This window comes from Streptomyces sp. TG1A-8, from assembly GCF_030499535.1.
Lineage (GTDB): Bacteria > Actinomycetota > Actinomycetes > Streptomycetales > Streptomycetaceae > Streptomyces.
Window position 1 is genome coordinate 1298304 of the sequence record NZ_JASTLB010000001.1, and the last position, 19030, is coordinate 1317333.

General features: G+C 73.6%; 12 protein-coding genes, 1 tRNA gene and 3 pseudogenes. 6 read left to right on the forward strand and 10 right to left on the reverse strand.

Annotation, left to right across the window (positions count from 1 at the left end; translation table 11 throughout):
* Positions 1-3: 3 nt before the first annotated feature.
* From QQY24_RS05280 to QQY24_RS05290, 3 genes are read right to left on the reverse strand one after another with little or no spacing between them, the layout of a single operon-like run.
* Positions 4-864, reverse strand: coding sequence for a carbohydrate ABC transporter permease (locus tag QQY24_RS05280; protein ID WP_301971490.1), 861 nt, complete (start codon positions 862-864; stop codon positions 4-6).
* Positions 857-1846 (reverse strand): carbohydrate ABC transporter permease, encoded by a 990-nt coding sequence (locus QQY24_RS05285; protein ID WP_301971491.1) that lies wholly within the window; start codon positions 1844-1846, stop codon positions 857-859. Before QQY24_RS05285 ends, QQY24_RS05280 begins: the two co-directional genes overlap by 8 nt.
* Positions 1847-1851: 5 nt before the next feature.
* Positions 1852-3168, reverse strand: coding sequence for a sugar ABC transporter substrate-binding protein (locus QQY24_RS05290; protein ID WP_301971492.1), 1317 nt, complete (start codon positions 3166-3168; stop codon positions 1852-1854).
* 194 nt (positions 3169-3362) lie between these two features.
* On the opposite strand from QQY24_RS05290, the gene QQY24_RS05295 reads away from it, so the two are divergent.
* Positions 3363-4652, forward strand: a complete 1290-nt coding sequence (locus QQY24_RS05295; protein WP_301971493.1) for an ROK family protein — start codon at positions 3363-3365, stop codon at positions 4650-4652.
* Between the two features lie 47 nt (positions 4653-4699).
* Here the strand turns inward: QQY24_RS05295 and QQY24_RS05300 are convergent, their stop codons facing one another.
* The 3 genes and pseudogenes from QQY24_RS05300 to QQY24_RS05310 all read right to left on the reverse strand — a co-directional run bounded on the left by QQY24_RS05300 (position 4700) and on the right by QQY24_RS05310 (position 8541).
* Positions 4700-5740, reverse strand: coding sequence for a LacI family DNA-binding transcriptional regulator (locus tag QQY24_RS05300; RefSeq protein ID WP_301971494.1), 1041 nt, complete (start codon positions 5738-5740; stop codon positions 4700-4702).
* 294 nt (positions 5741-6034) lie between these two features.
* Positions 6035-7316: pseudogene (locus tag QQY24_RS05305) on the reverse strand (glycoside hydrolase family 3 C-terminal domain-containing protein).
* A 145-nt stretch (positions 7317-7461) separates the two neighbouring features.
* Positions 7462-8541 (reverse strand): DUF1996 domain-containing protein, encoded by a 1080-nt coding sequence (locus tag QQY24_RS05310; protein WP_301971495.1) that lies wholly within the window; start codon positions 8539-8541, stop codon positions 7462-7464.
* A 324-nt stretch (positions 8542-8865) separates the two neighbouring features.
* Between QQY24_RS05310 and QQY24_RS05315 the strand changes: the two genes are divergently transcribed.
* Entirely contained in the window at positions 8866-10653 is a 1788-nt protein-coding gene (locus QQY24_RS05315; RefSeq protein WP_301971496.1) for a coagulation factor 5/8 type domain-containing protein, read from the forward strand.
* A 69-nt stretch (positions 10654-10722) separates the two neighbouring features.
* On the opposite strand, the pseudogene fusA reads toward QQY24_RS05315, so the two are convergent.
* Positions 10723-11610: pseudogene (gene fusA / locus QQY24_RS05320) on the reverse strand (elongation factor G); the annotation flags it as partial.
* A gap of 511 nt (positions 11611-12121) precedes the next feature.
* Here fusA and QQY24_RS05325 point away from each other — a divergent pair.
* Positions 12122-13357 carry an MFS transporter gene (locus QQY24_RS05325; protein WP_301971497.1) on the forward strand — a complete coding sequence of 412 codons (1236 nt, stop codon included), beginning with the start codon at positions 12122-12124 and terminating at the stop codon, positions 13355-13357.
* Between the two features lie 103 nt (positions 13358-13460).
* Here the strand turns inward: QQY24_RS05325 and QQY24_RS05330 are convergent.
* Together QQY24_RS05330 and QQY24_RS05335 are read right to left on the reverse strand one after the other, a co-directional pair.
* Positions 13461-13545, reverse strand: a tRNA-Leu gene (locus QQY24_RS05330).
* A gap of 120 nt (positions 13546-13665) precedes the next feature.
* Positions 13666-14613, reverse strand: coding sequence for a beta-ketoacyl-ACP synthase III (locus QQY24_RS05335; RefSeq protein WP_301971498.1), 948 nt, complete (start codon positions 14611-14613; stop codon positions 13666-13668).
* Between the two features lie 148 nt (positions 14614-14761).
* Here QQY24_RS05335 and QQY24_RS05340 point away from each other — a divergent pair.
* From QQY24_RS05340 to QQY24_RS05350, 3 genes and pseudogenes are all read left to right on the forward strand, one after another.
* A pseudogene (locus QQY24_RS05340) lies at positions 14762-14875 on the forward strand (Fe-S-binding domain-containing protein); the annotation flags it as partial.
* Positions 14876-14882: 7 nt separating this feature from the next.
* Positions 14883-15731 (forward strand): formate dehydrogenase accessory sulfurtransferase FdhD, encoded by an 849-nt coding sequence (gene fdhD, locus QQY24_RS05345; RefSeq protein WP_301971499.1) that lies wholly within the window; start codon positions 14883-14885, stop codon positions 15729-15731.
* A 305-nt stretch (positions 15732-16036) separates the two neighbouring features.
* Positions 16037-17914, forward strand: a complete 1878-nt coding sequence (locus QQY24_RS05350; protein WP_301971500.1) for a sialidase family protein — start codon at positions 16037-16039, stop codon at positions 17912-17914.
* Here QQY24_RS05350 and QQY24_RS05355 read toward each other — a convergent pair.
* Positions 17864-18892, reverse strand: coding sequence for a bile acid:sodium symporter family protein (locus QQY24_RS05355; protein WP_301971501.1), 1029 nt, complete (start codon positions 18890-18892; stop codon positions 17864-17866). The two genes, QQY24_RS05350 and QQY24_RS05355, sit on opposite strands and share 51 nt — an antisense overlap.
* Positions 18893-19030: the final 138 nt, after the last annotated feature.

The following is a 19030-nucleotide window of genomic DNA, read 5'->3' on the forward strand; positions in this document are numbered from 1 at the left end:
TGGTCACTTGACGGCGCCCGCCGTCAGACCGGCGACGAGGTAGCGCTGCAGCAGCAGGAACCCGGCGACCACGGGCACGCTGACGACCAGTGAGGCGGCCATGATCTGGTTCCAGTAGACGTCGTTGAGGGTGGAGTAGCCCTGGAGGCCGACGGCGAGGGTGCGGGTGGCGTCGTTGGTCATGACGGACGCGAAGAGGACTTCTCCCCAGGCGGTCATGAAGGCGTAGACGGCGACCGCGACGATGCCGGGCACCGCGGCCGGCACGACGATCCTCAGGAGCGCGCCGAGCGGACCGCAGCCGTCCACCATCGCCGCCTCGTCCAGGTCGCGCGGCACCGAGTCGAAGTACCCGATCAGCATCCAGATCGAGAACGGCAGGGAGAAGGTCAGGTACGTCAGGATCAGCCCGCCGCGGGAGCCGAACAGGGCGATGCCGGTGGCGTTGCCGATGTTGACGTACAGGAGGAACAGCGGGAGCAGGAAGAGGATGCCGGGGAACATCTGGGTGGACAGCACGGTCACCGTGAACACGCGCTTGCCGCGGAATTCGTAGCGGCTGACGGCGTAGGCCGCGAACACCGCGATGACGACCGAGCAGACGGTCGCCGCACCGGCCACGATCAGCGAGTTCGCGAAGTACTTGGCGAGCGGGACCGTCGACCAGATGTCGATGTACGGGCGGACGGTCAGCCCGCTGGGCAGCCAGCGGAACTTGCCGGTGACGTCCGCGAGGGGCTTCAGCGAGCTGGAGACCATCACGTACACCGGGAGCACCACGAAGGCGGTGAGCAGGGTCAGGAAGATCCGCCGCGACCAGACGAAGGAACGCGGCGCCGCCATGGGCGAGGTGGGGCTAGACATCGGTGGTCCTCCGTCCGCGCGAGGTGGCCAGGAGGTATCCGCCCGTCACGACGAGCAGGAACAGCAGCAGCAGGACGGACATGGCCGAGCCGGTGCCGAAGTTCCAGGTGACGAAGGAGGCCTGGTAGATGTGCACCGAGATCAGGTCGGCGGCCTCGGGGGCGGACCTGCCGAACAGGACGTACGGCGTGTTGAAGTCGTTGAACGTCCACAGGAACAGCACCAGCACCAGCACCTGGTTGACCGGGCGCAGCGACGGCAGGGTGATGCGGCGGATCTGCTGCCAGACGCCGGCGCCGTCGAGGGCGGCGGCCTCGTACAGCTCGCCCGGGATGTTCTGCAGGCCGGCCGTCACGATGAGGAAGGCGAACGGCCAGCCCTTCCAGACCGACACCGTCAGCAGGGCGTAGAAGCTGTTGTCGCCGATGAGCCAGAAGGACGGCTTGTCGGTGAGGTGCAGCTGGTCGTGCAGGACGTGGTTCACCAGGCCGTTGTCGTGCTGGAACATGAACACCCAGGTGATGACGGCCGCGTAGACGGGCAGCGCGTACGGCACCAGGAACAGGGCGCGCAGCAGGCCGCGGCCCCGGAAGGTGCCCTGCATGAAGACGGCGGCGGCGGTGCCGATCAGCCAGCACAGTCCCACCGACAGCAGGGTGAAGCCGACGGTGACGAAGAACGAGTGCAGCAGGGCCTGGCCGACCGGGGCGTCGAAGTCGACCGACACCTTGTAGTTGCCGAGGCCGGACCAGGGGGCGCTGCCCCAGTCGCGGATGTAGAACTGGGTGAGCTCCTTGAAGCTCATCACGATGCCGATGACCATCGGCACGAGGTGGACGAGGAGTTCGAGGACCAGGGCGGGCAGGAGCAGCAGGTACGGCAGTGAGATGCGGCGGATCCGCCCGGTGCGGCGCGGGCCGCGCGCCGCACCGGGGGAGCTCTCACGCACCGGCTCCGTGAGGGCGGTGGTGGTCGTGGTCATTGCGCTCAGGCCGCCGGCATCTGCTGCTGGGCCTTCTCCAGCTTGGCCTTGACCGAGTCCGTGGTCACGGCGCGACCGGCGGCGGCGTCGGCGAACAGGTCCTTGACGGCCGTGCCGACCGCCGTCTCGAACTGCGACTCGGAGGAGACCTGCGGCAGCGGGGCGGCGCTGGTGGCGAGGGTCTGCTTGAGCACCGCGGTGCTCGGGGCGTTGAACGCCGCGTCGCCCTGGGCGCCCTTGACCGGCGGGATGGAGGTGTAGGCCTTGTTGAGGATCGTCTGCTCGGCGTCGCTGGTCATGAACTTCACGAACTTCGTGGCGCCGTCGAGGTTGTGGCTGTTCTTGAAGACGGCGATGTTGATGCCCGCGACCATCGAGTTGGTCTGCGCGCCGGTGCCCGGGGTGCCGGACTGGACGGGCACGGGGGCGATGCCGTAGGCGTCCTCGCTCAGGCCCTGGGCCTTGAGGTTGGCGGCGGCGGACTGCCACAGCAGCATGGCCTGCTTGCCCTTGGCGAAGTCGCTGACGGACTGGTTCTGCGCGTACTCGGCGTCACCGGTCGGGATGACCTTGTCCTTGGCCATCAGGTCGACGTACTGCTTGACCGCGTCGACGATCTTGGGGTTGGTGAAGTCGGGCTTGCCGTCGGCGGTGAAGAAGTCGGCGCCGTGCTGCTTGGCGAAGACGAAGACGTGGTGGATGTTCTCCGACACGTTCGCGCCCTCGGCGCCGAGCACCGTCTTGCCCTTCGCCTTGATCTTCTTGCCGTCGGCGACCAGCTCGTCCCAGGTGGCCGGGGGCTTGGTGATGCCGGCGTCGGCGAAGATCTGCTTGTTGTAGTACAGGGCGTACGCCATCGAGTACAGCGGGACGGCGGCCGGGTCCTTGTCGGTGACGCCGGTCGAGCCGAGGGCGGATTCGACGAAGCGGTCCCTGCCGCCGATCTTGTCGAAGTTCTTCGCGTCCCAGGGCAGCAGGGCCCCGGTGGCCTGCAGGGAGGCGCTCCAGGTGTTGCCGATGTTCAGCACGTCGGGGCCCTGGCCCGAGGTGGTCGCGGTGAGGATGCGGTTGAGCAGGTCCGACCAGGGCACGACCTCCAGCTTGACCTTGATGCCGGTCTGCTTCTGGAACTTGTCGAGCTCGGGCTGGAGGACCTTCTTGTCCACGGCGATGCTGGCGCCCTGGTTGGAGGCCCAGTAGGTGAGCGTCTTCGGCGAGTCGTTGGACCCTCCGCCGTTCGACGATCCGCCTCCGCAGGCCGTGGCCGCGAGGGCGAGAGACATGGTGACGGCGCCTACGGCCGCGGCTCGGATGCTGCGCATGGCTCCTGGGGTCCCTTTCCGGGAGTGGACAACCCCGAGGGCTGCTCGCGGCCGCCGACACCCCGTGCGGCGCCCCGAGCCCCTCATGGCTTAATTTAGGACGTGAGTTAAACCTCAAGAGAAGCGCTCGTCAAGGGATCGGGCAACGACGGCCGGCCCGCGGGCCCGAAAACTGCGCGAAACAGGGAGGCCAGGTGGCAGGGCTGAGCGGCCGTACGGTGCGTGACCTGCGGCGGGAGAGTCGGAGCGCCGTTCTGCAACGGTTGTATTTCGACGGTCCCATGAGCAGGTACGCGCTGGGTCCGGCGACCGGGTTGAGTTCGGGGTCCATCAGCAACGTCGTGGCCGAGCTGCTGGCCGACGGTCTGCTGGAGGAGGCGGGCGTCGTCGGCTCGGACGCCGGCCGGCCGCGCCGGCTGCTGCGGGTGCGGCCGGGCAGCGGGCGGCTGATCGGGGTCGACGTCGGCGAGACCCGGGTGCGGGTGGAGCTGTTCGACCTGGGCCTGACGGAACTCGCGCGCACGGACAGGCCGCTGGGGCCGCGCGGCTACGACGTCGACGCCGTCGTGGGCCACGTCCACGAGGGCATCGCCGAGGTGCTGCGCGTGGCCGAGGGGGCCCCCGGCGAACTGCTCGGCGTCGGTGTCGGCGTCCCCGGCATCATCGAGGACGCCGGGGAGGAGGGCGCGGTCGTCCACGGGCAGACCATCGGCTGGGACGCGGTCCCGCTGGAGCGCATGCTCCGGCTGGCCGGCCAGCTCCCCGCGGAGGTGCCGTACCTGATCGACAACGGCGCCAAGACGCTGGGGCAGGCCGAGATGTGGTTCGGCGCGGGACGCGGCGCCCGCAACGCCGTGGTGGTCCTCTTCGGTTCCGGCGTCGGCGCCTGCGTGGTCACCGAGGAGGCCGGCCAGGGACGGGCGGTGGAGTGGGGGCACCTGACGGTACGGGTCGGCGGGCGCCGGTGCCGGTGCGGGGCGCGGGGCTGCCTGGAGGCGTACGCGGGCGCGGAGGCGCTGGTGGCGCGCTGGCGGGAGGCGGGCGGACGCTCCTCGGCCGGCGCCGGCGAGGAGAGGGCGCTGACCGACCTGCTGGCGGCGGCCCGCCCGGACACCGGCGCGGAGCCCGATCCGGTGGCGGTGGCGGTGCTCGCCGAGACCGCCGAGTACCTGGGCGCGGGACTGTCCGACCTGATCAACCTCTTCCAGCCCGAACGGGTCCTGATCGGCGGCTGGGCGGGCCTGCAGCTCGGCGGCGCCTTCCTGGACGAGGTGCGCGCCCACGCCTTCGCGCGGGCGCTGCGCTTCCCCGCGGGCCGCAGCCGCATCGAACTGGGCCACCTCGGCCCGGACGCGGTCACCGTGGGCGCGGCGGTCCTGCCCCTGGCCGCGTTCTTCACGCAGGGCGGCCGGCGACCCCGCCCCGCGCCCCGGGTGGTGGCGGCACCGACCTGGCGGGCGGGGCTGGAGGGGCGGCTGGTCTGAGGCGCGCCCGGGAGGGGGCGGCGGGGCCGGCGGCCCGGTGCCCGCCCTCACGCCGAGTCGCGTTCCACCAGTTCCGGGTCGAACACGACGGCCGTGGGCTCGGTGCGGACACCGCGGACGTGCTCGTCCAGCAGGCGTGCCATGTCGGCCGCCATGGCCTCCACCGGCTGCCGGACCGTGGTGAGCGGGGGACGGCAGGTGGCGGCGACGGTGGAGTCGTCGAAGCCGACGACCGCCACGTCCCCGGGGATCCGGCGGTTCCGCTCGCGCAGCACCTGGCAGGCGCCCTGCGCCATGAGGTCGTTGGCGGCGAACACCCCGTCCAGGTCCGGGTGGTCGGCGAGCAGGTCGGTCATCGCGGCGATCCCGCTGTCGAGGGTGAAGCCGCCCTCGGCGACGGGGACGTGGGGGTGTCCGTGCCGGGCGAGGGTGTCCCGGAAGCCGGCCAGCCGCTCCTGGCTGGCGGGGACGGCCAGGGGGCCGCAGATCGTGGCGACCCGGCGGCAGCCCCGGGCGAGGAGGTGTTCGGCCGCGAGCCGGCCGCCGTCCCGGTGGGCCAGGTCCACGTAGCTGAGCGGTACCGGCCGGAAGGGGCGGGCGAAGAGGACCGCGGGCAGTCCCGCTTCGGCGAGCAGCGCGGGCAGCGGGTCGTCCGCGTGGCTGGAGACCACCAGCGCGCCGTCGGCCCGTCCCTGGCGCAGGTAGGCCAGCACTTCCCGGCGGGCTCCGGCCGACTCGGCGAACATCAGCACCGGGTGCACGGAGCGCGGCCGCAGGAAGCCGACCACTCCGGCGACCACCCGCCCGAAGAAGGGGTCCGCGAACACCCGGGCGGCGAAGGCGTCCTGGGCCTCCTGCGAGGAGGCGCCGGCGCCGGAGACCACCAGGGCCACCGTCCCGGTGCGCCGGGTGACGAGCGAGCGGGCGGCCCGGTTCGGCGCGTACCCGGTGCGTTCGATGGCGCGCCGCACCACCTCCTGGATCGCCGGGTCCACGTTGCGCACGCCGTTGACCACCCGGGACACGGTCGCCCGGGAGACACCGGCCTCACGGGCGACGTCCTCCAGCGTCGGGACCTGTCTGCTCATGCCCGCACCCTAACGGCCGCCCGGCCCAGGGCATAGAGCGCTCTCCCGGCACCGCCCCCTCACCACCGGGACGGCCCGGCCGGCGCGGGCCCGCTCGCGCCCCGGCCGCGACGCCGCCTCCCCCGGGGCCCGCACCCCTCGGGCCCCGCCCCCGCCGGTCCACGACCCCTCCCTCCCCGCCGTGGCCGGCGGGCGCCCGTTCACGGCCCGGACCGCCCACCGCCGCCCCGCCCACCGCCGCCCCGCCCGCTCACGACCGCCTCCCTCTCCCCCGCCGTGGCCGGCGCCCCCTCGTCACCCCGCTTCCGCCCCCGCCCCCACCACGACCTCCAGCGCCAGCGGCAGGTCGCCCGCCGATCCGCCGGCCAGCACGCGGCAGGGTCCGGGCTCCGTCCGCCAGGTGCCCGCCGCCGTGTCCCAGTGGCGCAGGCTCCGGGCCGGGACGCACACCCGCGCGGTCACCGCCTCGCCGGGCCGGGCGCGCACCGCCGCGTAGCCGGCGAGCCACCGCACGGGGCGCTCCACGGCCGATCCGGGGCGGGCCAGGTAGACCTGGACGACCTCCCGGCCCGCCCGGGCCCCGGTGTTGCGCACCCGGACGCGGACCGTGAAGTCCTCCCCCGCGGCCGGTTCCGCCGGACCGGTGATCTCCTCGTACGCCCAGGTGGTGTAGCCCAGTCCGTGACCGAACCACCAGGCGGGCGTGCGCCCCTCGCGCAGCCAGGCGCGGTGCCCGACGTGCAGTCCCTCGTCGTAGGCGAGGCGGCCGCCGACCGGATGGGTGCGGGTGACGGGCGCGTCGGCGAGGGCGGCCGGCCAGGTGGCGGGCAGCCGGCCGCCCGGCTCGGTCCGGCCGAGCAGGACGTCGGCCAGTCCGCCGCCCGCCTCCTGCCCGGGGAACCAGGCCAGCAGTACGGCACCGGCCTCGTCCTGCCAGGGCAGTTCGACCGGACCTCCGCTGTTGACGACGGCCACCGTGCGCGGGTTGGCCCGGGCCACGGCCCGCACCAGCTCGTCCTGGCCGGGGCCGAGCGCGAGGTGCGTGCGGTCGTGGCCCTCGGACCCGTACGTCGACGCTCATCCGTTCGGTCTCGGCGTCGTTGGCCACGTAGTGCTTGGCCGCGGCGGCGACGCCGTGCGCCTGGATGCCGCGGACGAGGGCGGCCCCGATGCGGCCGGTCAGCTCGGGGTCCTCGGAGAGGCACTCGAAGTGCCGCCCGGCGAGCGGGCTGCGGTGCAGGTTGAGGTTGGGCGCGAGGACGACGTCCACGCCCTTGCGCCGCGCCTCGAGGGCGAGGAGGCCGCCGAGTTCCTCGACCAGGTCCTCGTCCCAGGTCGCGGCGAGCGCGGAGGCCGAGGGCATCAGGACGGCGGTGTGCCGCTCGTCCCACGACTGTCCGCGCACGCCGGCCGCCCCGTCCGACAGCACCAGCGCCCTGAGTCCCACGGCGGGTTCGGCCTGCGTGCGCCAGGTGGTGGCGCCGGTGAGCAGCCGGACCCGGGCCCGCAGGGTCAGCTTGTCGGTCAACCGGGCGAGTTCGTCCTCGTCGGCCGTCCCGGGCCACTCACCGGCCATGTCCCCCACCTCTCCGTCGTACTGGTGTCGCGTCGGCTGTGGACGCCGAACTCGTGGAGCGGGTAGCCGTAGCCGGTGCCGCGCGGTGCCGCTGACGCGCACGTGGCGTCCGGTGCCGGTGACGGTCCGCGCCGCGCCGCGCGCCTCAGGGGAGCCGGTAGTCGGTGCCGAGGGCCGCTCCGGCCTCCGGGTGGGTCTGGTCGTAGCCGCGGGCGTCGCACTGCAGGCCGCCGACGACGCAGTGGCCGACCAGCGCCTTGAGCGTGGCGTCGTCCCAGGCGTTGAAGAAGTCGTAGTGGAAGGAGTGGCCCGTCCCGCTGGCCAGGTGGACCCGCGACATGTCGCCGTTGACCGGGAAGGCCATCTTGAACTCGATCATGGGCAGGGCGACCGGGTGGCCGGCGGGGCACATGGTGTCGTTGGTGCCGGGCTTGACCACGGGGTAGGCCATGTGGCTCTGGTGGTCCGGTGTGTCGAGGTACTTGCCGTCCCAGCAACTGGGTGCCTGGAAGCGGATGTCGAGCTGGACGTCGGCCCGGCTCGGGCGGCTCGCGGGGAAGTCGGTGTTGAAGTAGCTGTCGCCGCACTCCCAGCCCTCGACGAAGCCCGGGTGGCGGCGGAACCCGTCGGCGCTCTGCATCGGGTCGCCCACGACGAACCGCAGGCCCTTGGGGAAGGGGCGCACGCTGGTGTAGTCGGTGACGCCGGACTTGTGGGAGATGGTCTGCGCGCCCACCGGCAGCACCGGCTCGTCGCCGTTGTACAGGGTGGGCATCCAGTAGGCGGACAGGTCGCCGGGCGCCTTGCAGGTCGTGCCGCCGGCGCCCAGCGAGGCCGTGGTGCTGCCCGCGTTGGTGGTGGTGTTGCCCATGAAGGTGTGGTCGTGGGACTTGCCGGGCTGCTGCGGGAGGACGATCGGGTCGTCCGGCTTCGTGTGGCTGACCGAGCAGTTGGCCTGGAACTCGTGGAAGTAGCGGTGCGGCGGGTTCTGTGTCGACGGGGTGACCCCGGTGACCGGCGGGTTGGCGGGGATGTAGCCGTCGCCGTCGGGGTCCTCGGGCGAGGAGGCGGTCGACACCGCCATGATGTGGCCCGCCATGGCGTGGCCGACCGGGGCCGGGCGGCCGGTGGTGGACGACTGCGCCACGCCCGCCAGGCCGAGCGAGGTCAACAGGAGGGCGCCCGTGACCAGTGCGCCCGACAGGGCCTTCGATCTCCGTGACATGCGTGTCTCCTCAGGACGTGGGGGCGGGAGAACCGGCGGAGCCGAGGAAGCGCGGGGAGGGTCCCGGAAAGCGGGAGAGCGCTCTCCCGTCATGGAGTGTTGGGGCGGCGGGGGAAGGTGTCAAGGGATGCGGCGCGCAGGACCGCCCGTCCCTCCCGCTCACTTCTCGAAGCCACACCGTGTCATTTGTCGGCCTCGTACCGCGAGTTCGACGAATTTCGGTCATCACTCTTGACGTGCCGTTCACAGCGATGAAACATCCATCCGCAAGAGAGCGCTCCCACCCCCCCACACCGTTCACTTCCTGAACCAGGAGAGCTGCGCATGCCCTCTTCCTCCCCTTCCGTCGGCCGCAGGGCCGTCCTCGGCGCCGCGGCCGCCGCCGCCCCGGTGCTGGCGGGTCTGAGCACCCCGGCCCAGGCCGCCACCCGGACCCGCACCCGGGCCGGCAAGCGCCCGAACGCTCTGCCCGGCGGGGGTGACCTGGGGCCGAACGTCATCGTCTTCGACCCCTCCACGCCCGGCATCCAGACCAAGCTGGACGAGGTCTTCCACCGGCAGGAGTCGGCGCAGTTCGGCACCGACCGCTACGCCCTGCTGTTCAAGCCCGGCACCTACAACGGCCTGAACGCACAGCTCGGCTTCTACACCTCCATCGCGGGTCTCGGCCTGTCCCCCGACGACACGACGATCAACGGCGACGTGACGGTCGACGCGGGCTGGTTCAACGGCAACGCCACGCAGAACTTCTGGCGCTCGGCGGAGAACCTGGCCCTGGTTCCGGTGAACGGCACGAACCGGTGGGCGGTGGCCCAGGCGGCCCCCTTCCGCCGCATGCACGTGCGCGGTGGCCTGAACCTGGCGCCGGCCGGCTACGGCTGGGCGAGTGGCGGCTACATCGCGGACAGCCGCATCGACGGCCAGGTCGGACCGTACTCCCAGCAGCAGTGGTACACCCGTGACAGCGTGATCGGCAGCTGGCTCAACGGCGTGTGGAACATGGTGTTCTCCGGCGTCCAGGGCGCCCCGGCGCAGAGCTTCCCCAACCCGCCGTACACGACGCTGGACACCACGCCCATCTCCCGCGAGAAGCCGTTCCTGTACCTCAACGGCAGCGAGTTCCGGGTCTTCCTGCCGGAGAAGCGCACCGGCGCCCGGGGCGTGAGCTGGGGCAGCGGCACGCCGCGGGGCACCTCCCTGCCGCTGTCGCAGTTCTACGTCGCCAAGCCCGGCGTCAGCGCCGCGACCCTGAACCAGGCGCTCGCGCAGGGACTGCACCTCCTGCTGACCCCCGGCATCTACCACGTGGACCAGCCGATCCAGGTGAACCGGGCCGGCACCGTGGTGCTGGGCCTCGGGTTCGCGACGATCATCCCGGACAACGGGGTCACCGCGCTGAGGGTGGCCGACGTGGACGGCGTCCGGCTCGCCGGCTTCCTGCTCGACGCCGGGGCGGTCAACTCGCCGTCCCTGCTGGAGGTCGGCCCCACGGGTGCCTCGGCTGACCACTCCGCCAACCCGACCACCGTGCAGGACGTGTTCGTCCGCGTCGGCGGCGCCGGGGCCGGCAGGACCACCGCCGGCATGATCATCAACAGCAGGAACACCATCATCGACCACACCTGGGTGTGGCGTGCCGACCACGGCACGGGGGTCGGCTGGGAGACGAACCGCGCCGACTACGGCGTGATCGTCAACGGCGACGACGTGCTCGCGACCGGCCTGTTCGTGGAGCACTTCAACAAGTACGACGTGCAGTGGTACGGGCAGCGGGGCCGCACGATCTTCTTCCAGAACGAGAAGGCCTACGACGCCCCCAACCAGGCCGCGATCCAGAACGGCTCGGTCAAGGGCTACGCCGCCTACAAGGTCGGCGACAACGTCACCGCGCACGAGGGCTGGGGCCTGGGCAGCTACTGCAACTACAACGCCGATCCGACCATCGTGCAGCACAACGGCTTCGCCGCGCCGCAGCGGGCGGGCGTGAAGTTCCACAGCCTGCTGGTCATCTCGCTCGGCGGCAAGGGCCAGTACGAGCACGTGATCAACGAGACGGGTGCCGCGACGTCGGGCACCTCGACGACACCGTCGACCGTGGTGTCGTACCCCTGATCCACCCCCCACGGGATCCGCGTCCCGCACCGGGAACGGTGCGGGATGCGGACCGGCCGGCGGCCGTGGTCACCGGGCGGGCGCCGGCACCGGTGCCGGCGCGTAGCCGGCGGGGCGGACCGTGAAGGTGCCGCGGCCCCGGGTGCGGCTGCGCAGCCGGGTCGCGTGACCGAAGAGCCCGGCCAGCGGCACGGTGGCGGTCAGCACCGACTCGCCGGCGCGGCCGGCCGAGCCGGTGACCCGGCCGCGCCGGGCCGCCAGGTCGCCGAGGACGGCGCCGACCGCGTCCTCGGGCACCGTGACCGCGACCTCGGCGACCGGTTCCAGCAGCACCATCGCGCAGGAACGCAGGGCCGCGCGGGGCCCGAGCCGGCCGGCGGTGCGGAACGCCGTGTCGGAGGAGTCCCTCACGTGCGCGGAGCCGTCGCTCAGCGTGACCCGCAGCCCGGTCACCGGGTGACCGCCCGGCGGCCCTTCGGTCAGGGCGTCCCGGCAGCCCGCCTCCACCGCGCGCACGTACTCCTGCGGCACCCGTCCGCCGCCGACGGTGGACCGGAACACGAAGCCGGTGGCGCCCGGTTCGCCCCCGAGCGGTTCCACGTCGAGGACGACGTGGGCGAACTGGCCGGTCCCGCCGTCCTGTTTGACGTGCCGGTGGACGAAACCGCGCACCCCCCGCCCGACGGTCCCCCGCAGCGCGACCACGGGCCGGCCCACGGTGAGGTGAGGTCCGCCCTCCCGGCGGATCCTCTCCACCGCGACCTCCAGGTGCGGTTCGCCCCGCCCGGCCAGCACGGTCTGCCCGGTCTCGGCGTCGGTGCGCACCACCAGCGAGGGGTCCTCCTCCGCCAGCCGCGCCGGCGCCGCCGCCAGCCGTCCGAAGTCCGCGGCGCGGCGTGCCCCGACGGCCACGGACACCACCGGCTCGGCGGCCACGGGCGGTTCCAGCAGCAGCGGGGGCGCAGAGGCCGGAACAGAAAGCGGCGGATGGGAGCGGAAGCACGGAAGGGGGGTGAACGACCGTTAACGCGACAGCCACTTGGCACCACGAGACGCCGGGGCAATTTCCGGACATTCCCGTGACGCAGATCACACCTTCACAGACCCCTTTCGGCGCCTAATGCACGGGAACCGCGAACACACGCCGACCGAACCCGCGCGAGACCGGAAATTGGCTGGAAGGATTCGCTCTTTCCGGCCGCCGGGGAATGCCCCGCGAGGGCGCCCGCCCACGTCCCGCGCCTGCCCGGCCCGGGAGGCAGGGGGTACGGGGACCGCCGGCGGACGCGCGTGGAGGGCGGCCGGTGGCCGGGAAAGCGACGTCGTTCCGGGCCGCTTCCGGGGTGCCGTCCGGACGGGGAGAAATGGTGTGGGGTGGCCGGTGGACATCGCCATACCGGGGCGCCCGACCTAATCTGTTGCGCGAGCAGCGTGAATGGACGCGTTCAAGCGGATGGATTGGACTCGGTTGGACACACGAAACAGGCGCGGGACGGGGTTCGCCGCGCCACGCCGGGACAAGACGCTTCCAGCCGCCGCCCTGATACTGATCGCGGGCACCCTCTTCTCCCGCGTGGGCGACTCACTCGCCTCGCTGGGCCTGGTGCTGGACGCGGCCGACCGGCACGTCGGCTGGGGCGTGACGGAGGTCTTCCTCGCGGAGCTCGTGCCCACGGTCGTCGCCGCGCCCGTCATCGGCACGGTGGTGGACCGGCTCAGTGGGCGGAAGGTGTGCCTGGGGGCCCTGGTGGCGCAGGCGCTGTGCCTCGGCACCGCCACGGCGGTGCCGGGATTCCACCTGAGGGTTGCGCTGATCGCCCTGTCGGGGCTGGCCGGGGTGGCGTCGGTGGCCGCCGGCTTCAAGATGCTGCCCGTCGTGGCCGGCGAGGAGCACACGGGCCGGGCCAACAGCCTGCTCACGGCGGGGCTGTCGGCGGCCGGTCTGGTCGGGCCGCCGCTGGCGGGCTTCCTGCACTCGGCCCGGGGCACCTCGCTGCTGCTCGGCGCCGACGCCGCCTCCTTCCTCGTGCTGGCCTGGTGCACGGCCCGCGCGGTGCCGCGCAGCACGGACGTGGCGATCGGCCGCAAGCCGGCGTCGAGGCTGTCGGACGGCTACCGGGCCCTGCGGCACGCGCCGGTCGTGGGCCCCCTGCTGCCCGCGCTGGCGGCGGCGATGCTGGCGACCAGCATCGAGGGCGTGGCGGGCGTCTTCTACCTGCGCCACGTGGCGAGCGGCAACGACACGGTGTTCGGTCTGTTCCTGGCGACCTGGGCGCTGGGCTCGGTCCCGGGCGCGCTGCTCGCCGGCCGCGCGAGCTGGTCCGGCCGGCACACCGCGCTGATCCTGGGCGGGGTCCTGGGCATCTCGCTCGGTCTGCTGCTGGTCGGCCTGATCCCGGTGGCGGCGGCGGTCTTCCCGCTGTTCCTGCTCGGCGGCTTCGGCAACGGCGCGTGCAACGTGGGGCTGCGCAACGCGGTGCACACCCAGGTGCCCGCCGAGGTGCACGGCAGCGCGTGGGCCTGCTTCCAGGCACTGTCGCGCTCCTGCGTCGGCCTCGGGTACCTGCTCGGCACCCCCAACGACCTGGTCTCCAGCCAGGACCAGGTGATCGTCTCCGGGGCGATCCCGCTGGCGGCCGTGGCCTGGGCCGTGCTGGCCGGCCTGCGCCGCAGGCAGCCGGCGCTGACGGAGGCCTCCGGGTGACCGGCCGCGCGGCGGGCCCGGCCCGCCGCGCACGGGCCCGCGCCCGGTGGCGCACCTTGTGCCCAAACGAAAGAAACCCCTGGTCATCAGGGGTTTCCGTGAGTGTCCGAGGGGGGACTTGAACCCCCACGCCCGATAAAGGGCACTAGCACCTCAAGCTAGCGCGTCTGCCATTCCGCCACCCGGACCGGTGTGCGTCGCCCGGCGGGGTGCTCCCCGCGGCGACAGGGACCACAATACCAAGGTTTCGGAGTGCGTTTCACCTGCTTATCCGCCCGGAGGCCGGGGGCGCCGCGCCCCCGGCGCGTTCAGGGGCAGCGGACGACGTGGCCCGCGTACGACAGGTTGCCGCCGAAGCCGAACAGCAGCACCGGGTCGCCCCCGCCGAGCGCCCCCTGTTCGACCAGCTTGGAGAAGGCGAGGGGGATGCTGGCGGCGGAGGTGTTGCCGGACTCGACGACGTCGCGGGCGACGACGGCGTTGACGGCGCCGAGCTTGTGGGCCAGCGGCTCGATGATGCGCAGGTTGGCCTGGTGCAGGACCACCCCGGCGAGTTCCTCCGGGGTCACCCCGGACTTCTCGCAGGCGCGGCGGGCGATGGCGGGCAGCTGGGTGGTGGCCCAGCGGTAGACGCTCTGCCCCTCCTGGGCGAACCGCGGCGGTGTGCCCTCGATCCGCACGGCGTGCCCCATCTCCGGCACCGACCCCCACAGCACCGGCCCGATCCCGGCCGGCTCGCCCGGCGCGCAGGCCTCGACCACGACGGCCCCGGCCCCGTCGCCCACCAGGACGCACGTGGTGCGGTCGCTCCAGTCGGTGACGTCGGACATCTTGTCCGCGCCGATGACCAGGGCACGGGTGGCCGCGCCGGCCCGGACGGCGTGGTCGGCGGTGGCCAGGGCGTGCGGGAAGCCGGCGCAGACCACGTTGACGTCCATCGCGGCCGGCCGCGGGACGCCGAGCCGGGCCGCGACCCGCGCGGCGGTGTTCGGTGAGCGGTCGATCGCGGTGGACGTCGCGACGAGGACCAGGTCGATGTCGTGCGGGGCGAGCCCGGCCGCGGCGAGGGCCTTGGCGGCGGCGTGCGCGGCCAGTTCGTCCACCGGCTCCCCGGGGCCGGCGATGTGCCGGGTGCGGATGCCGACCCGGCTGCGGATCCACGCGTCACTGGTGTCGACCATGCCCGCCAGGTCGTCGTTGGTGAGCACCCTGGCGGGCTGGTAGTGACCGATGGCGGCGATGCGCGAGCCGTGCATGCGGGGGTCCCCTCGTTGCCGTGGGTAGCGGGATCCACCAGTGTGGCCAGTGACCGGCGGGTACGACGTCAGGTGAAGCCACAGGAATCGGGCAGGGGAGTTGTCGGCTTCCCTCAGGCCGCCGCACGGCCGCCCGCCGGCGCCGGCCGTGCGGGACAATAGTGGTGCCACGGTCACCCCGCCGCACGCCGGCCCGGTGACCCTCGGCGCTCTTTGCACGAAGGGCCGTTTCGGCCACCAGCGCGTACGGAACCGGGGCTGATCAGGACATGGGACGAGTGACGGAACGGCGCAGGGTCCTCCGCATCCGGGACGGGGCGGTCTCCGCCCGGCCGGACACCCTCGTCGCGGAGGAACCCCTGGAGATCCGCCTCAACGGCAAGCCCCTGGCCGTCACGATGCGCACCCCGGGCGACGACTTCGCGCTGGCGGCCGGGTTCCTGGTGAGCGAGGGCGTCCTGGCCACCGCGTCCGACCTGCGGAACATCGTCTACTGCGCCGGGGCGATCGCCGACGGTTCGAACACCTACAACGTGGTCGACGTGACGACCGCCCCCGACGTCAGGCTGCCGGACTTCACGCTGGAGCGGAACGTCTACACGACCTCCTCGTGCGGGCTGTGCGGCAAGGCCAGTCTGGACGCGGTGCGCACGACCGCCCGCTGGCCGATCGCCGACGCTCCCCCGGTCCGGGTGAGCACCTCCCTGCTGGCGGCCCTTCCGGACCGGCTGCGCGCGGCCCAGCGGGTGTTCGACCGGACGGGGGGCCTGCACGCGGCCGCCCTGTTCTCCGAGGACGGGGACCTGCTGGACGTGCGGGAGGACGTGGGCCGGCACAACGCGGTCGACAAGCTGGTGGGCCGCGCCCTGCAGAACGGGGATCTGCCGCTGTCGCGGGCGGTGCTGCTGGTGTCGGGCCGGGCCTCGTTCGAGCTGGCGCAGAAGGCGGTGATGGCGGGCATCCCGCTGCTGGCGGCGGTGTCCGCGCCGTCGTCGCTGGCGGTGGACCTGGCCGCCGAGACCGGGCTGACCCTGGTGGGCTTCCTGCGGGGCGATTCGATGAACGTGTACGCGGGCCAGGACCGGATCGCCCTGCCGGCCGCGGCCGCCCGGGACTGACCGGCCGCCCGGGACCGACCGGCTCCCCGCGGCACGGTGCGGACGGGGGCGGCGCGCAGGCCCACCCGCCGGTCCGGCCCGGCACGGCGGGTCCGCGCCGGAGGACGCCGCGCAGGCCCACCGGGCCGTCCGGACGCGGACCGGCCGCGGCGAAGCCGTGCCGCGCCCCGGGCGGCCGGGCGGCGTTTCTCGTCCCGCACGCTCCTTGTGGGGCACCACGGCCCGCAACTACCTTCTAGGCAGCGCATGTTGGACATGGGATGTCCGGATGTCCGCACGCCCGCCGACGAAGGGCAGGTCGCACCATGCCGTCAGGTCCCCGCGCCCGTCCCGCACGCGCTCCCGCGCTCGCCCTCATGACGGCGGCGCTGCTGCTCGCGCCGCTCACCTCCGCCCACCCGGCACACGCCCGGCCGTCGTCCCCCGCTGCGGTGTTCGAGCAGCAGGTCCTCTTCGAGGCCGCCCGGGACCCCGGCTACGCCTGCTTCCGCATCCCGGCGGTCGTGCGGACGGCGGCCGGCACGCTGCTGGCGTTCGCCGAGGGGCGGGTCCTCAACTGCGGGGACGCGGCCGACATCGACATCGTGCTGAAGCGGTCCACCGACGGCGGCCGCACCTGGGGCCCGCTGCGGGTGGTCACCGAGGGCGCCGGCGACACCCACGGCAACCCGGCACCGGTCGTCGACCGGGACACCGGCCGGATCTGGCTCGCGGAGACGTACAACACGGGCCGCACGGACGGCGCCGGCTGCTCCGTGCCCTGCGACCGCACCCCGCACCTGCAGGTCAGCGACGACGACGGTCTGACCTGGTCCGCGCCGCGCGACCTGAGTCCGGAGATCCTGCCCGCCGACTGGAACTCCTGGTACGCGACCGGCCCGGTGCACGGCCTCCAGCTCACCCGCGGCCGGTACGCCGGACGCCTGGTCCTCGGCGTCAACACCGAGACGTGGAACGGCAGCCGGGTCAGTGCCAACCACGCCGCGCTGGTCGTCAGCGACGACCACGGCGGCCACTGGCGGGTCGGCGCCACCGACACCTGGCCGGTCGCCGCCGACGGCACCTTCCGGCAGAAGCCCTCCGAACTCGCGCTCGCCGAGCGGGCGGACGGCTCGCTCCTGGTCAGCGGCCGGGAGCAGGACGGCACCGACCTCGGCCACCGCACGCAGGCCGTCAGCCGGGACGGCGGCGGCCGCTTCACCGCGCCCTTCCGCGCCCTGCCCGGCCTCTACGCCCCGCAGGTGCAGGGGTCGCTGCTGCGGCTGGGCGGCCGGCTCCTGCTCGCCTGCCCCGCCGACCCCGACCGGCGCCGCACGATGATGATCCGCTCCTCCTACGACGGTGGCCGCACCTGGGACGGCGTGGACCGCGGCACGGTCGTCACCGCGGACTGGTCCGGCTACTCCGACCTGGTGCGGGCGGGCCGCGGCACGGTGGGCCTGCTGTACGAGGGCGGGGCCGTCGACGCCCGCGACGAGATCCGCTTCGCCCGCTTCACCGAGGGCTGGCTCGCCCCGCGCCGCCGTCCCGGCCCGGTCACCGCGGACCGCGCCCCGCACGGCCGCCCGGCCTCGGTCCTCGGCGGCGCGCGGGAGACGGACGGCACCGTGGGCGGGGCCCTGGAGTTCGACGGCGCCGACGACGCCGTACGGCTGCCGTACCGACCGGGCCTGCCGCTCGGGACGAAGGACTTCACCGTGTCGCTGTGGTTCCGGTACACGGCCGCGTCCGGGGAGCAGCCGCTGCTGTGGATGGGGGGCGTCGGCAGCAGCCAGCCGCAGGTGTGGCTGCGGGGCGAGCCGGCGGACCACCGCCTCCGGGCGCTCGTCACCGCGCGGGAGGGGGCGGGCCCCGCGCGCACCGCGAGCGTCCGCTCGGCCGCCGCGTACGACGACGGCCGGTGGCACCGCGCGGTGCTCCGCCGGGACGGCGGCAGCCTGTCGCTGTCCGTCGACGGCACGCGGACCGCCGTCGACGGGGTGCCGGGCTCCGTCAGCCGGAACTCGCCCTTCGGGGTGCACATCGGTCAGCGGGTGGACGGCCGGGCCTCCTTCACCGGCGCGATCGACGAGGTGCGCGTGTGGGACCGGGTCCTGACCGACGGGGAGCTGGCCGACCCGGCGGTGCAGCGGTCACCGCAGGGCTCGGTCCTGTGGCTGCCCCTGGACCGCGTGCGCGGCTGACGTGCCGGCCGTCCCCCGCGGGTCGCGGGCCCGCCGCCTGGCGATGACCGCGCACACCATCAGCTGCATCTGGTGGAACAGCATCAGCGGCAGGACGGCCAGCGAGGCGTGGGCGCCGAACAGGACGCTCGCCATCGGCAGCCCGGAGGCGAGGGACTTCTTCGACCCGGCGAACTGGATCGCGATCCGGTCCTCCCGCCCGAAGCCGAGCGCCCTGCCGCCGTACCAGGTCAGCACGAGCATGACGGCCAGCAGGACGGCCTCGACGGCGAGCAGCGCCGCCAGCCGCGGAGGGCTGACCCGGTGCCAGACGCCCCGGGTCACGCCCTCGCTGAACGCGGTGTAGACGACCAGCAGGATCGAGCCGCGGTCGACGAGGCCGAGGACCTTACTGTGCCGGGTGACGAAGCCGCCGATCCAGCGGCGGGTCACCTGCCCGGCGAGGAACGGCACCAGCAGCTGCAGCACGATCTTCACCAGCGAGTCGGCGGAGAACCCGCCGCCGCCGAGCAGCACCGCCGCCAGCAGCGGGGTGAGGACGATGCCGGTGAGGGAGGAGAAGGAGCCGGCGCAGATCGCGGCGGGCACGTTGCCGCGGGCGATGGAGGTGAACGCGATCGACGACTGGATGGTGGACGGCACCAGGGTCAGGAAGAGCAGGCCCTGGTACAGCGGCTGGGTCAGCAGCACCGGCACCAGACCGCGCGCGGCCAGGCCGAGCAGCGGGAAGACGGCGAAGGTGCAGATCAGCACGGTGAGGTGGAGCCGCCAGTGCCGGAGGCCGTCCAGGGCCTCACGGGTGGACAGCCGGGCGCCGTACAGCAGGAACAGGAAGGCGATCGCGGCCGTGGAGGCGCCCGAGGCCGCGGCCGCGCCGGTGCCCCGGGCCGGCAGCAGCGCCGCGAGCCCGACCGTCCCGAGCAGCAGCAGGACGTACGGGTCGATGGGCAGCCATCTCGGCGGGCGCGGGTGTGTCACGGTGCTCGGTGCTCCTCTTGCCGGTCGTCGCCCTTCGCCGGACGCGTGCGGGCCCGCGGGCCCCTTCCATCCTGCTCCCGCGCCCGCCGATCGGGAATCCGGCACACCACTCTGACTGTGATCGTGTACCGCGATGAC

Excerpts from the sequence above, each read along its gene's own strand:
- QQY24_RS05280 (WP_301971490.1), bottom strand. The coding sequence starts at position 864 with ATGTCTAGCCCCACCTCGCCCATGGCGGCGCCGCGTTCCTTCGTCTGG.
- QQY24_RS05285 (WP_301971491.1), bottom strand. The coding sequence starts at position 1,846 with ATGACCACGACCACCACCGCCCTCACGGAGCCGGTGCGTGAGAGCTCC.
- QQY24_RS05290 (WP_301971492.1), bottom strand. The coding sequence starts at position 3,168 with ATGCGCAGCATCCGAGCCGCGGCCGTAGGCGCCGTCACCATGTCTCTC.
- QQY24_RS05300 (WP_301971494.1), bottom strand. The coding sequence starts at position 5,740 with ATGAGCAGACAGGTCCCGACGCTGGAGGACGTCGCCCGTGAGGCCGGT.
- QQY24_RS05310 (WP_301971495.1), bottom strand. The coding sequence starts at position 8,541 with ATGTCACGGAGATCGAAGGCCCTGTCGGGCGCACTGGTCACGGGCGCC.
- QQY24_RS05315 (WP_301971496.1), top strand. The coding sequence starts at position 8,866 with ATGCCCTCTTCCTCCCCTTCCGTCGGCCGCAGGGCCGTCCTCGGCGCC.
- QQY24_RS05335 (WP_301971498.1), bottom strand. The coding sequence starts at position 14,613 with ATGCACGGCTCGCGCATCGCCGCCATCGGTCACTACCAGCCCGCCAGG.
- fdhD (WP_301971499.1), top strand. The coding sequence starts at position 14,883 with ATGGGACGAGTGACGGAACGGCGCAGGGTCCTCCGCATCCGGGACGGG.
- QQY24_RS05350 (WP_301971500.1), top strand. The coding sequence starts at position 16,037 with ATGCCGTCAGGTCCCCGCGCCCGTCCCGCACGCGCTCCCGCGCTCGCC.